Below are 15,062 nucleotides of genomic sequence, written 5' to 3'. Positions count from 1 at the left end.
GCGGTTGAGATGATGGTTGACAGCGCTTCTAAACGCTGTATGATTCGCCTCCCGCTACGAGAGATCGCAGCGAGTCAAGTGTTTGAAGCTAAACGAGTTTCTCGCAAAAAACTTCAAAATAAACGCTTGACAGCAAATGAGGAAAGCGTAGAATGCGCGCCTCGGTTGAGACGAAAAGCTCTTAACCAAACGCTCTTTAACAAATCGAATCAAGCAATTCGTGTGGGTGCTTGTGAGTACGGACTGATAGTCACAAAGATTATCAGCATCACAAGTGGCCATGCGAGAAATCACATAGTCATTTGAGATTGCTGAGCCAAGTTTAGGGTTTCTTAAAAACCCAAGCAGTATTGAACTGAAGAGTTTGATCATGGCTCAGATTGAACGCTGGCGGCAGGCCTAACACATGCAAGTCGAGCGGATGACGGGAGCTTGCTCCTTGATTCAGCGGCGGACGGGTGAGTAATGCCTAGGAATCTGCCTGGTAGTGGGGGACAACGTTTCGAAAGGAACGCTAATACCGCATACGTCCTACGGGAGAAAGCAGGGGACCTTCGGGCCTTGCGCTATCAGATGAGCCTAGGTCGGATTAGCTAGTTGGTGGGGTAATGGCTCACCAAGGCGACGATCCGTAACTGGTCTGAGAGGATGATCAGTCACACTGGAACTGAGACACGGTCCAGACTCCTACGGGAGGCAGCAGTGGGGAATATTGGACAATGGGCGAAAGCCTGATCCAGCCATGCCGCGTGTGTGAAGAAGGTCTTCGGATTGTAAAGCACTTTAAGTTGGGAGGAAGGGCAGTAAGTTAATACCTTGCTGTTTTGACGTTACCGACAGAATAAGCACCGGCTAACTCTGTGCCAGCAGCCGCGGTAATACAGAGGGTGCAAGCGTTAATCGGAATTACTGGGCGTAAAGCGCGCGTAGGTGGTTCGTTAAGTTGGATGTGAAAGCCCCGGGCTCAACCTGGGAACTGCATCCAAAACTGGCGAGCTAGAGTACGGTAGAGGGTGGTGGAATTTCCTGTGTAGCGGTGAAATGCGTAGATATAGGAAGGAACACCAGTGGCGAAGGCGACCACCTGGACTGATACTGACACTGAGGTGCGAAAGCGTGGGGAGCAAACAGGATTAGATACCCTGGTAGTCCACGCCGTAAACGATGTCAACTAGCCGTTGGAATCCTTGAGATTTTAGTGGCGCAGCTAACGCATTAAGTTGACCGCCTGGGGAGTACGGCCGCAAGGTTAAAACTCAAATGAATTGACGGGGGCCCGCACAAGCGGTGGAGCATGTGGTTTAATTCGAAGCAACGCGAAGAACCTTACCAGGCCTTGACATGCAGAGAACTTTCCAGAGATGGATTGGTGCCTTCGGGAACTCTGACACAGGTGCTGCATGGCTGTCGTCAGCTCGTGTCGTGAGATGTTGGGTTAAGTCCCGTAACGAGCGCAACCCTTGTCCTTAGTTACCAGCACGTCATGGTGGGCACTCTAAGGAGACTGCCGGTGACAAACCGGAGGAAGGTGGGGATGACGTCAAGTCATCATGGCCCTTACGGCCTGGGCTACACACGTGCTACAATGGTCGGTACAGAGGGTTGCCAAGCCGCGAGGTGGAGCTAATCTCACAAAACCGATCGTAGTCCGGATCGCAGTCTGCAACTCGACTGCGTGAAGTCGGAATCGCTAGTAATCGCGAATCAGAATGTCGCGGTGAATACGTTCCCGGGCCTTGTACACACCGCCCGTCACACCATGGGAGTGGGTTGCACCAGAAGTAGCTAGTCTAACCTTCGGGGGGACGGTTACCACGGTGTGATTCATGACTGGGGTGAAGTCGTAACAAGGTAGCCGTAGGGGAACCTGCGGCTGGATCACCTCCTTAATCGACGACATCAGCCTGCTGATGAGCTCCCACACGAATTGCTTGATTCATGGTTGAAGGCGATCAGGCCCTGCATGGGTCGAATGTTGTTCCTGATCAGAACTCGGAAATGAGCATTCGCTTCGAATGTTGATTTCTGGCTTTTGTCAGATCGTTCTTTAAAAATTCGGATATGTGATAGATATAGACTGATGACCAGTTTCACTGCTGGAAATCAGGCTAAGGTAAAATTTGTGAGTTCTGCTCGAAAGAGCAACATGCGAATTTTCGGCGAATGTCGTCTTCACAGTATAACCAGATTGCTTGGGGTTATATGGTCAAGTGAAGAAGCGCATACGGTGGATGCCTTGGCAGTCAGAGGCGATGAAAGACGTGGTAGCCTGCGATAAGCTTTGGGGAGTCGGCAAACAGACTGTGATCCAGAGATCTCTGAATGGGGGAACCCACTCAGCATAAGCTGAGTATCTTGTACTGAATACATAGGTGCAAGAGGCGAACCAGGGGAACTGAAACATCTAAGTACCCTGAGGAAAAGAAATCAACCGAGATTCCCTTAGTAGTGGCGAGCGAACGGGGACCAGCCCTTAAGTTGATTTGAGATTAGTGGAACGCTCTGGAAAGTGCGGCCATAGTGGGTGATAGCCCCGTACACGAAAATCTCTTGTCAATGAAATCGAGTAGGACGGAGCACGAGAAACTTTGTCTGAATATGGGGGGACCATCCTCCAAGGCTAAATACTACTGACTGACCGATAGTGAACCAGTACCGTGAGGGAAAGGCGAAAAGAACCCCGGAGAGGGGAGTGAAATAGAACCTGAAACCGTATGCGTACAAGCAGTGGGAGCCTACTTTGTTAGGTGACTGCGTACCTTTTGTATAATGGGTCAGCGACTTATATTCAGTGGCGAGCTTAACCGAATAGGGGAGGCGTAGCGAAAGCGAGTCTTAATAGGGCGTTTAGTCGCTGGGTATAGACCCGAAACCGGGCGATCTATCCATGGGCAGGTTGAAGGTTAGGTAACACTGACTGGAGGACCGAACCGACTACCGTTGAAAAGTTAGCGGATGACCTGTGGATCGGAGTGAAAGGCTAATCAAGCTCGGAGATAGCTGGTTCTCCTCGAAAGCTATTTAGGTAGCGCCTCATGTATCACTCCAGGGGGTAGAGCACTGTTTCGGCTAGGGGGTCATCCCGACTTACCAAACCGATGCAAACTCCGAATACCTGGAAGTGCCGAGCATGGGAGACACACGGCGGGTGCTAACGTCCGTCGTGAAAAGGGAAACAACCCAGACCGTCAGCTAAGGTCCCAAAGTCATGGTTAAGTGGGAAACGATGTGGGAAGGCTTAGACAGCTAGGAGGTTGGCTTAGAAGCAGCCACCCTTTAAAGAAAGCGTAATAGCTCACTAGTCGAGTCGGCCTGCGCGGAAGATGTAACGGGGCTCAAACCATGCACCGAAGCTACGGGTGTCATCTTTGATGACGCGGTAGAGGAGCGTTCTGTAAGCCTGTGAAGGTGAGTTGAGAAGCTTGCTGGAGGTATCAGAAGTGCGAATGCTGACATGAGTAACGACAATGCGAGTGAAAAACTCGCACGCCGAAAGACCAAGGTTTCCTGCGCAACGTTAATCGACGCAGGGTTAGTCGGTCCCTAAGGCGAGGCTGAAAAGCGTAGTCGATGGAAAACAGGTTAATATTCCTGTACTTCCAGTTATTGCGATGGAGGGACGGAGAAGGTTAGGCCAGCCTGGCGTTGGTTGTCCAGGTTTAAGGTGGTAGGCTGAAATCTTAGGCAAATCCGGGATTTCAAGGCCGAGAGCTGATGACGAGTTGCCTTCAGGCGACGAAGTGGTTGATACCATGCTTCCAAGAAAAGCTCCTAAGCTTCAGATAACTGGGAACCGTACCCCAAACCGACACAGGTGGTTAGGTAGAGAATACCAAGGCGCTTGAGAGAACTCGGGTGAAGGAACTAGGCAAAATGGCACCGTAACTTCGGGAGAAGGTGCGCCGGCGAGGGTGAAGGACTTGCTCCGTAAGCCCATGCCGGTCGAAGATACCAGGCCGCTGCGACTGTTTATTAAAAACACAGCACTCTGCAAACACGAAAGTGGACGTATAGGGTGTGACGCCTGCCCGGTGCCGGAAGGTTAATTGATGGGGTTAGCGCAAGCGAAGCTCTTGATCGAAGCCCCGGTAAACGGCGGCCGTAACTATAACGGTCCTAAGGTAGCGAAATTCCTTGTCGGGTAAGTTCCGACCTGCACGAATGGCGTAACGATGGCGGCGCTGTCTCCACCCGAGACTCAGTGAAATTGAAATCGCTGTGAAGATGCAGTGTATCCGCGGCTAGACGGAAAGACCCCGTGAACCTTTACTATAGCTTTGCACTGGACTTTGAATTTGCTTGTGTAGGATAGGTGGGAGGCTTTGAAGTGGGGACGCCAGTTCTCATGGAGCCATCCTTGAAATACCACCCTGGCAACTTTGAGGTTCTAACTCAGGTCCGTTATCCGGATCGAGGACAGTGTATGGTGGGTAGTTTGACTGGGGCGGTCTCCTCCCAAAGAGTAACGGAGGAGTACGAAGGTGCGCTCAGACCGGTCGGAAATCGGTCGTAGAGTATAAAGGCAAAAGCGCGCTTGACTGCGAGACAAACACGTCGAGCAGGTACGAAAGTAGGTCTTAGTGATCCGGTGGTTCTGTATGGAAGGGCCATCGCTCAACGGATAAAAGGTACTCCGGGGATAACAGGCTGATACCGCCCAAGAGTTCATATCGACGGCGGTGTTTGGCACCTCGATGTCGGCTCATCACATCCTGGGGCTGAAGCCGGTCCCAAGGGTATGGCTGTTCGCCATTTAAAGTGGTACGCGAGCTGGGTTTAGAACGTCGTGAGACAGTTCGGTCCCTATCTGCCGTGGACGTTTGAGATTTGAGAGGGGCTGCTCCTAGTACGAGAGGACCGGAGTGGACGAACCTCTGGTGTTCCGGTTGTCACGCCAGTGGCATTGCCGGGTAGCTATGTTCGGAAGAGATAACCGCTGAAAGCATCTAAGCGGGAAACTTGCCTCAAGATGAGATCTCACTGGGATCTTGAATCCCCTGAAGGGCCGTCGAAGACTACGACGTTGATAGGTTGGGTGTGTAAGCGCTGTGAGGCGTTGAGCTAACCAATACTAATTGCCCGTGAGGCTTGACCATATAACACCCAAGCAATTTGCGCACGAAAGCCAAATTGTGGTGGTGAAGACGAAATAACCGAAAGTTCGCAACATCACAAATATCGCATATCCGAATTCGCTGGGCTGTCCATCTGGACATTCTGGCAACAGAATTTCTTGACGACCATAGAGCATTGGAACCACCTGATCCCATCCCGAACTCAGCAGTGAAACGATGCATCGCCGATGGTAGTGTGGGGTTTCCCCATGTGAGAGTAGGTCATCGTCAAGATTCATTTCGCAAAACCCCTATCTGCGCATGCAGGTAGGGGTTTTGTCTTTCTGGCAAAAAAAATCCCAGGCCTGCACAACCCTCCTCTGTGGGAGCGGGTTCACCCGCGAACACCGGCATAGCCGGTGCCATCCACCGCGTCGCTTGCTTCGTGGCTAAAGCCGCTCCCACAGAGACGGCGCAAGGCCGCTAACAGGGTTCCACCGATGCCTTGTCAATCGGCTAATGGCACTGCGCCATACTCTCCGTATGGTACCTACGTGATATCGTTTCCCCTCATCCCCAGCGCCAGCCAGAGACCTCCCGATGCCCACTACCACTCACCTCCACCCCGGCTTCATGATCGTCCACGGCAACCGCCTCGACGACCTGCGCAGCCTGGTGGTGAGCTGGATGCGTCGCTATCCCTTGGCACCTCTGGAAAACGAAATCGCCCTGGTGCAAAGCAATGGCATCGCCCAATGGCTCAAACTGGCGCTTGCCGAAGACCCTCAGGACGATGACCAGGGTGGTTGTGGCATCGCCGCCGCCATCGACGTGCAACTGCCAGGCAGCTTCATGTGGCAGCTGTACCGCAGCGTGCTGGGCCGTGACGAAATTCCCGAGGTCTCCCTGCTCGACAAGGCACCGCTGACCTGGCGTCTGATGCGTCTGCTCCCGGCCTTGATCGAACGCCCACATTTCGAGCCGTTGCGACGCTTCCTCACCGACGACAGCGACCTGCGCAAGCGCTATCAGCTCGCCGAGCGCCTGGCCGACCTGTTCGACCAGTATCAGGTCTACCGCGCCGACTGGCTCAAGGACTGGGCCGCTGGCGAGCACATCCTCAACACCGCTCGCGGTGAGCGCAAGGCGCTGCCCCCGGGCAACCGCTGGCAGGCCGAGTTGTGGCGTGCATTGCTGGAGGATGTTGGCGAGCAGGGCATGGCGCAGAGCCGTGCCGGCGTACATCAACGCTTCATCGAACGTATCAACAGCCTGGAGCAGGCTCCTGCCGGTCTGCCGGCCCGGGTGATCGTATTCGGTATCTCCTCGCTGCCAGCCCAGGCCCTCGAGGCACTGGCCGGCCTGGCACGCTTCAGCCAGGTGCTGCTGTGCGTGCACAACCCCTGCCGCCACCACTGGGCCGATATCGTTGCCGACAAGGACCTGCTGCGCCACCAGTACAAGCGCCAGCAACGCAAGCAGGGCATGCCCTTGCAACTGGACGACCAGTCGCTGCACCAGCATGCCCACCCTTTGCTGGCCGCCTGGGGCAAACAAGGCCGCGACTACATCAACTTGCTCGACAGCTACGATGACCCTGGCAGTTACCAGGGCGTGTTCAGCGACGGTCGCATCGACCTGTTCAGTGACGGCTCGCCCACCACGCTGCTCAATCAGTTGCAGGACGACATCCTCGAACTGCGTCCGCTCGCCGAAACCCGCGAGCAGTGGCATCCAGTCGACCCGGCGAAGGACCGCTCGATTCGCTTCCACATCGCCCACAGCCCGCAACGTGAAGTGGAGATCCTTCACGATCAGTTACTGGCCCGGTTCAACGCCGACCCAACCCTGCGCCCACGTGACGTGATCGTCATGCTGCCGGCCATCGATACCTATGCGCCGCATATTCGCGCGGTATTCGGCCAGTTGCAGCGCAACGATCCGCGCTACATCCCGTTCACCCTGACCGACCAGGGCCAGCGTGGCCGCGAACCCTTGCTGATTGCCCTCGAACACCTGCTGAAGCTACCGGACAGCCGCTTCGCGGTCAGCGAAGTGCTCGACCTGCTGGATGTGCCGGCAGTCCGCGCCCGTTTCGGCATACGCGAAAACGACCTGCCCACGCTGCACCGCTGGATCGAGGGGGCTGGCATCCGCTGGGGCCTCAATGCCGAGCAGCGGGCCAGCCTGGGCTTGCCCGCCGGGCTGGAACAGAACAGCTGGCGGTTCGGCCTGCGGCGCATGCTGCTGGGTTATGCCGTCGGCGTGGGTGAGGCCTGTGACGGCATCGAACCCTACGATGAAATCGGTGGCCTGGATGCGGCACTGATCGGCCCGCTGGTCGCCTTGCTGGACGCCCTCGAAGTGGCCGGCCAGGCCCTGTCCGAGCCTGCCACTGTCAGCCAGTGGGGCGAGCGCCTGCATGCCTTGCTGCAAGTGTTTTTCCTGGCCGAGGGCGAGCACGACGAGTTCCTGCTGATGCAGTTGCAGGATCTGCGCGATAGCTGGCTTGAAGTGTGCGAAGCAGTCGGCCTGCAAGACCCATTGCCGCTGACCGTAGTGCGCGAAGCCTGGCTGTCGGGCCTCGACCAGGGCAAGTTGTCCCAGCGCTTCCTCGCCGGCTCGGTGAACTTCTGTACCCTCATGCCGATGCGCGCCATCCCGTTCCGGGTGGTCTGCCTGCTGGGCATGAACGATGGCGATTACCCCCGCGCCCAGCAGCCGCTGGACTTCGACCTGATGGCCAGCGACTACCGCCCCGGTGACCGCTCGCGCCGTGAGGATGACCGCTACCTGCTGCTGGAAGCATTGTTGTCGGCCCGCGACCAGCTGTATGTCAGCTGGGTCGGGCGCAGCATCCGCGATAACAGCGAACGCCCGGCCTCGGTACTGATCGGCCAGTTGCGCGATCACCTTGCAGCCGGCTGGCAGCTGGCAGGCGCGGAGCAGGGGCAGCCAGCAGAACCGGGCGAGCAACTGCTGCACGCACTGACCCAGGAGCACCCGCTGCAACCGTTCAGCCCACGCTACTTCCAGAAGGGCAGCCCGCTGTTCAGCTTTGCCCACGAATGGCAGGTGTTGCACCAGCAGGGCCAGGAGGACCAGCAGGCTGACCCCGGCCTGCCGCCATACCATGACGATGAGGCCTTGAGCCTGACCCAGCTGAATGACTTCCTGCGCCACCCGGTGCGGCATTTCTTCAGCCAGCGTCTGAAGGTGTACTTCGAAGCGCTGGAAGCACCGACCCCGGACGAGGAACCCTTCGTCCTCGACACCCTGCAACGTTACGGCGCCAGTGAAAGCCTGCTGGGTGCAGCGCTGGCCGAGCCGGACAATGCCGAACAGGCCCTGCAGGCCCAGGCCCGGCGCTTGCAGGCCTGTGGCGTGCTGCCACTGGCCGGCTTCGGCGAACTACTGCAGCGCGAGCTGATCGAGCCCCTGCCAGACCTGCTGCAACGCCACCGCCAGCTATTGCAACGCTGGCCGCAGCTGGTCGAGGGGGCATTGCCAGTGCATTTCGAGCACGGCCAGCATCGCCTCGAAGGCTGGCTGGGGCGGGTGTTCCAGGCGGATGACCAGAGCCTGCTCAGCATCACCACCGTACCCAACACCATCAGTGCCGGGCGTAACGCCCTCAAGTGGCACCGCCTGATCGCGCCCTGGGTCACGCACCTGGCGGCCTGCGCGGCGGGCTACCCCTATAACAGCGCGCTGGTGGCCAGCGACCTGACCCTGCTGCTTGCGCCACTGCCGCAAGAGCAGGCGGCGCAATTGCTGGGCGACTTGCTGGTAGCCCGCCAGGCGGCGATGAATGCGCCGTTGCCGGTCGCGGCCAAGACCGCGTTCGCCTGGCTGGCCCAGGACGATAGCGACAAAGCCCTGGCTGCTGCTGCCCGCGCCTACGAAGGCGACGAGCGCACCAGCTTCGGCGAGCGCAGTGAAAGCATCGCCCTGGCCCGGCAGTTCCGCGACTTTGCCGCGCTCACCGCCGATGAAACCTTCGAAGGCTGGTGCGAAGCCTTGTACCGCCCATTGTTCAACGCCCCGTGGCAGACCCTGGGCAACCCGGAGAAAGGCGCATGACCCAGGACCGTCCCCTGGCACTGAGTTTCCCCCTGCATGGCAGCCAGCTGATCGAGGCAAGCGCCGGCACGGGCAAGACCTTCACCATTTCGGCGCTGTACCTGCGCTTGATCCTCGGTCACGGTGGCGAGCAGGGCTTCGACCGCGAGCTGCTACCACCGCAGATCCTCGTGGTGACCTTCACCGACGCCGCCACCAAAGAGCTGCGCGAACGTATCCGCGCCCGCCTGGCCGAAGCTGCGCGGTTCTTCCGTGGCGAGCTGGAGGCGGCCGACCCGCTGCTGCACCAGCTGCGTGACGACTATCCGGAAGAAGCCTGGCCACGCTGTGCCGGGCGCCTGGAAATCGCCGTGCAGTGGATGGACGAGGCCGCGGTATCGACCATCCACGGTTGGTGCCAGCGCATGCTGCGCGAACATGCCTTCGACAGCGGCAGCCTGTTCACCCAGACCCTGGAAACCGACCACAGCGAACTGCTGGGCCAGGTCATGCGCGACTACTGGCGGCGCTTCTGCTACGGCATGCAAGGCGACGCGCTGGCCTGGGTGCGTGGCCATTGGGGCAGCCCCGACGCCTTGCTGCCCCGGATCCGGCCGCTGTTCGGTCGCGTGCGCGCCCAGCACGACGGGCCCGAGCCGTCGGCACTGATCCAGGCATCGCTGCAGCAGCGTGGCGAGCAGTTGGCCCGGCTCAAGGCGCCTTGGGCGCAATGGGCCGAGGAGTTGCGCCAGATCTGCCGTGATGCACTGGCCGCCAAACAGGTCGATGGCCGCAAGATGCAGGCCCGTTACTTCGAACCCTGGTTCGACAAGCTCTGTTCCTGGGCGGCAGACGAACAACTGGTGGAGCTCGACCTGGGCACCGGCTTTACCCGCCTGACCCCGGCGGGCATGGCCGAAGCCTGGAAGGGCGAGCCACCCGAGCACCCGGCCCTCAATGCCATGCAGAGCTTGCAGCAACAGCTCCAAGCCCTGGACAGCCCGGATGCCCCATTGCTCGAGCATGCCGCCAACTGGGTATCGGCACGCTTCGAAGTGGAGAAGCGTCGGCGTGCGGAAATGGGCTTCGACGACATGCTCCTGCGCCTGCAGCACGCCCTTGCCAGCGAGGCCGGCGAGCGCTTGGCCAGCCTGATCCGCGAACAGTTCCCGGTGGCGTTGATCGACGAGTTCCAGGACACCGACCCGGTGCAGTACGGCATCTTCGAGCGCATCTACCAGATCAGCGAAAACCGCGCCGAAACCGGCCTGTTCATGATCGGCGACCCCAAGCAGGCTATCTATGCCTTCCGTGGCGCCGACATCTACACCTACCTCGCCGCCCGCCGTGCCACGAGTGGGCGCCTGCACAGCCTGGACACCAACTACCGCTCCAGCAAGGCCATGGTCGCGGCGGTCAACCAGGTGTTCCTGCAGGCCGAGGCGCGTGAGGCAGGGCGTGGCGCATTCCTGTTCCGCGAGGCTGATGACAACCCGCTGCCGTTCATCGAGGTCCGCGCCAAAGGCCGTGGCGAGCAGCTGTTGATCGACGGTGAAGCCTGCGCAGCCCTTCAATGCTGGCATCTGGAAAGCGAAGAGCCGGTCTCCGGCAGCGTTTACCGGCAGCAGCTGGCAGCAAGTTGCGCCAGCCATATCGTCGCCTTGCTCAATGGCGGCCAGCAAGGCACGGCTGGTTTCCAGAATGCCGAGGGCGAACTGCGCCCGTGCCTGCCATCGGACATCGCCATCCTGGTGCGCGATGGCCATGAAGCGCAGATGGTCCGCGCCGAGCTTGCCGCGCGCGAGGTGCGTAGTGTGTACCTGTCCGACAAGGACTCGGTATTCGCTGCCCAGGAAGCCCACGACCTGTTGGCCTGGCTAAAGGCCTGCGCCGAACCCGACTCGGAGCGCCTGCTCAAGGCCGCCCTGGCCAGCCTTACCCTCGATCTGTCGCTGGCTGCGCTGGACCGCCTGAACCAGGACGAGCGGGTCTGGGAAGACTGGGTCATGCGTTTTCGCCGTTACCGCGACACCTGGCAGCGCCAGGGCGTGTTGCCGATGCTGCGGCACCTGCTGCATGACTTCCAGCTGCCGCGCACGCTGATCCGCCGCAGCGATGGCGAGCGGGTGCTGACCAACCTGCTGCACCTGGCCGAGCTGCTGCAACAGGCCGCCGGCGAACTGGACGGCGAGCAGGCGCTGATCCGCCACCTGGCCGAGCACCTGGCCAGTTCCGGCCAGGCTGGTGAAGAGCAGATCCTGCGCCTGGAGAGTGACGAGCAGTTGGTGAAAGTGGTGACCATCCACAAATCCAAGGGCCTGGAATACCCCTTGGTCTACCTGCCGTTCATCTGCACCAGCAAACCGGTGGACGGCAGCCGCCTGCCGCTGGCCTGGCATGATAGCCAGGGCAACGCCCATCTCACCCTCACACCAGACCAGGAACAGATCGAGCGCGCCGACGACGAGCGCCTGGCCGAAGACCTGCGCCTGCTCTATGTGGCCCTGACCCGCGCCCAGCATGCCTGCTGGCTGGGTGTCGCCGACCTCAAGCGGGGCAACCAGAAGAGCTCGCAACTGCACCGCTCGGCGTTCGGCTACCTGCTGGGTGGCGGCCTCGCCCTGCCGGGCTCGCAGCAACTGACGGACTGGTTGCAGGCCTTGGCCAAGACCTGCCCGCACATCTCTTGCCCGAGCCTGCCGCCGGCAGATGAGCAGGTGTATCGCATGCCGCACGCCGAGCATGAGCTGCTACCTGCCCGCAAACCGCGCCGCGCAGCGGGCGCCGAGCATTGGTGGATTGCCTCGTACAGTGCCCTGCGCGTCGGCGACCAGACCCTCGGTGCCGACAGCTCCCAGGCCCAGCAGTTACTGGATGATGAAGTGGTCGATACCCAGGTGCTGCGCGAGGTCCCGGCCGACAGTGGCGATATTCACCGCTTCCCGCGCGGGCCTAACCCCGGCACCTTCCTGCATGGCTTGCTGGAATGGGTTGGCCGCGAGGGCTTCAGCCAGGTCAGCGGCAATGCACGGCTGATCGAGCGAACCGTTGGCCAGCGCTGCAACCGTCGCGACTGGACCGGCTGGATCCCCACCCTGACGCACTGGCTGCAGCGCCTGCTGGGCGAAGCGCTGCCGTTGCCGGGCAACGACCTCGGTGTGACGCTCGGGCAGCTGCGCCACTACCAGATCGAAATGGAGTTCTGGTTCGCCAGCCACCAGGTCGATGCCGAACAACTCGACCGCCTGGTGGCACGCCACACCCACCCCGGCCTGGCACGCCCGGCGGCGCAGCCGACCGTGCTCAATGGCATGTTCAAAGGTTTCATCGACCTGGCCTTCGAGCTGGACGGGCGTTACTACGTGACCGACTACAAGTCCAACTGGCTGGGCCCGGATATCCAGGCCTACGATGCCCAGGCCATGGAAAAGGCCATCCTCGAGCATCGCTACGACCTGCAGTACGTGCTGTACCTGCTGGCCCTGCATCGCCAGTTGCGCGCCCGCCTGCCTGACTACGACTACGACCGCCATGTCGGCGGCGCCCTGTTCATCTTCCTGCGAGGTGCCAGCAGCAGCGGCCACGGCGTTTACCACGCCAAGCCACCGCGTGAGCTGATCGAAAGCCTCGATGCGCTGTTCCGTGGTGAGCATCCGCCCGTACAGCAGGACCTGTTTGCCGGAGCCGTGATATGAGCCGAAGCCTCGTCGACCTGTTGCCCACCCCGCTGCACGCCGAGCATCTGCTCGCACTGGCGCCGCAGCATGACAGCGGTGACCTGCTGCAACTGCTCGACCGCTGGGTAGAGCGGGGTTGGCTGCGTGCCCTGGACCGTGCGTTCGTATCGTTCCTGGAGGAGCGAGCCCCCGGTAGCGACCCCCTGCTGTTGCTGGCCGCCGCCCTGGCCAGCCACCAACTGGGCCACGGCCATGTCTGCCTCGACCTGCAGCAAACCCTGGCCGAGCCCGATTTTGCCCTGTCGTTGCCGCCTGAAGGCGACGCCTTGACCGGCCCCTTGCTGCTGCCCTCGCAGTTGCTGGCCAACCTCGACCTGCACGCCTGGCGCCAGCGCATTACTGCCAGCCCCCTGGTGGCCGCCGGGGATACCCCGGGCCAGCAAGCGCGGCCTCTGGTGCTCAGCGGCGAGCGTTTGTACTTGCGCCGTTACTGGAGTTACGAGCGGCGCATCGACCATACCCTTCGCCAGCGCCTGACCCAGGCCGAAGCGCCTCCGGCCGACCTGCCTGGCCGTCTGGCGCAACTGTTCGACGGTGGTGCGCCGGCAGGCCAGGTGGACTGGCAGAAGCTCGCCTGCGCCCTGGCCACCCGCGCAGGCTTCAGCATCATCACCGGGGGCCCCGGCACAGGTAAGACGACTACCGTGGTGCGCCTGCTGGCCTTGCTGCAGGCGCCGGCGGTAGAGCAGGGCAGGCCATTGCGCATTCGCCTGGCCGCGCCGACAGGCAAGGCGGCCGCGCGCCTGACCGAATCCATTGGCCAACAGGTCGAGCGCCTGCAGGTCAGCACCGAGGTGCGCGGGCAGATCCCCACCGAGGTCAGCACCGTGCACCGCCTGCTCGGCAGCCGCCCCGGTTCGCGGCACTTCCGCCACCATGCCGGCAACCCGCTGCCGTTGGATGTGCTGGTGGTCGACGAAGCGTCGATGATCGACCTGGAAATGATGGCCAACCTGCTCGATGCCCTGCCGCCACGGGCACGTCTGGTACTGCTGGGCGACAAGGACCAGCTGGCCTCGGTCGAAGCCGGTGCGGTACTGGGTGACCTGTGCCGGGATGCCGAGGAGGGCTGTTACTCACCGGCGACCGAGGCATGGCTGGAGCAGACCGGTGGCGAGTCGCTGGCGGGCAGCGGCCTCAAGGCCGGCGATGAGCAACGTAACCCGTTGGCCCAGCAGGTGGTAATGCTGCGCTTCTCGCGGCGTTTCGGCGAAGGCAGCGGCATTGGCCAGCTGGCCCGGCTGGTCAACCGCCAGGACGCCCATGCGGCGCGCAACCTGCTGGCCACGCCGCCGCCCGATGTGTACAGCCTGGCCCTGAAGCACGAACAGGACCGCGCCTTCGACCGCCTGCTGCTCGACGGCCTGAACCGCGGCAGCGACGGCCCGCAGGGTTATCGCAGCTACCTGCGTACCCTTGGCCGTTTTCGCCCGGCACTCGATACCGCCGTTGACGACCCCGCGTGGGAGCAATGGGCGGGCAAGGTGCTGCACAGCTTCGAAGACTTCCAGCTGCTGTGTGCGGTACGCCGCGGCGCCTGGGGTGTCGAAGGCCTCAACGAGCGGGTGGCGCGGGTACTGCACAATGCCGGGCTGATCGACAGCCAGCAGCCTTGGTACGAAGGGCGCCCGGTGCTGGTAACCCGCAACGATTACGGCCTGGGCCTGATGAACGGTGACATCGGCATTGCCCTGCGCCTGCCGGACGAGCGCGGCGAACCCCTGTTGCGCGTGGCCTTCCCGCGTAACGACGGCAGCGGCGGCGTACGCTTCGTCCTGCCCAGCCGGCTGAACGAAGTGGAAACGGTATTCGCCATGACCGTGCACAAGTCCCAGGGCTCGGAGTTCAGCCACACCGCGCTGGTGCTGCCGGATGCGCTCAACCCGGTGCTGACCAAGGAGCTGGTATACACCGGCATCACTCGCGCCAAGCACTGCTTCAGCCTGGTCGAGCCCCGCCAGGGTATTTTCGAAGAGGCGGTGGCGCGCAAGGTACGGCGAATTTCCGGGTTGATGCTGGAGCAGGTCTGACCCTGTAGTGAGCCAATGGGAGATCCCCTGTGGGAGCGGGCGTGCCCGCGAACACGGGCGCAGCCCGTGCCAGCCACCGTGGTGCCTGCTTCGCGGGCACGCCCGCTCCCACAAGGATCGCATTGGATCAGCGGCTTTCATACAAGCATGCGGCCATGTGCTATCGTTGCGCCGATATC

General features: G+C 61.0%; 3 protein-coding genes and 3 rRNA genes. All 6 read left to right on the top strand.

Features of this window, described 5'->3' with window-relative positions; translation table 11 throughout:
- Positions 1–352: 352 nt before the first annotated feature.
- A 16S ribosomal RNA gene (locus tag ABNP31_RS22455) occupies positions 353–1,889 on the top strand.
- 315 nt (positions 1,890–2,204) lie between these two features.
- Positions 2,205–5,096, top strand: a 23S ribosomal RNA gene (locus ABNP31_RS22450).
- Between the two features lie 136 nt (positions 5,097–5,232).
- Positions 5,233–5,348 (top strand): 5S ribosomal RNA (rrf, locus tag ABNP31_RS22445).
- Together the 16S, 23S and 5S rRNA genes form the textbook arrangement of a ribosomal RNA operon.
- Positions 5,349–5,654: 306 nt before the next feature.
- Positions 5,655–9,137, top strand: a complete 3,483-nt coding sequence (gene recC / locus ABNP31_RS22440; protein ID WP_350012777.1) for an exodeoxyribonuclease V subunit gamma — start codon at positions 5,655–5,657, stop codon at positions 9,135–9,137.
- A complete protein-coding gene (gene recB, locus ABNP31_RS22435; protein ID WP_238066941.1) occupies positions 9,134–12,811 on the top strand; it encodes an exodeoxyribonuclease V subunit beta in 3,678 nt (1,225 codons plus the stop codon). Before recC ends, recB begins: the two co-directional genes overlap by 4 nt.
- A complete protein-coding gene (gene recD, locus ABNP31_RS22430; RefSeq protein WP_238066940.1) occupies positions 12,808–14,883 on the top strand; it encodes an exodeoxyribonuclease V subunit alpha in 2,076 nt (691 codons plus the stop codon). Before recB ends, recD begins: the two co-directional genes overlap by 4 nt.
- Positions 14,884–15,062: the final 179 nt, after the last annotated feature.

The sequence above is a fragment of the Pseudomonas asiatica genome (assembly GCF_040214835.1).
Taxonomy (GTDB): domain Bacteria; phylum Pseudomonadota; class Gammaproteobacteria; order Pseudomonadales; family Pseudomonadaceae; genus Aquipseudomonas; species Aquipseudomonas putida_Z.
Note: the sequence above shows the minus strand (reverse complement) of the source record. Positions and strands in the feature narration are given on the sequence as shown.

Excerpts from the sequence above, each read along its gene's own strand:
- recC (WP_350012777.1), top strand. The coding sequence starts at position 5,655 with ATGCCCACTACCACTCACCTCCACCCCGGCTTCATGATCGTCCACGGC.
- recB (WP_238066941.1), top strand. The coding sequence starts at position 9,134 with ATGACCCAGGACCGTCCCCTGGCACTGAGTTTCCCCCTGCATGGCAGC.
- recD (WP_238066940.1), top strand. The coding sequence starts at position 12,808 with ATGAGCCGAAGCCTCGTCGACCTGTTGCCCACCCCGCTGCACGCCGAG.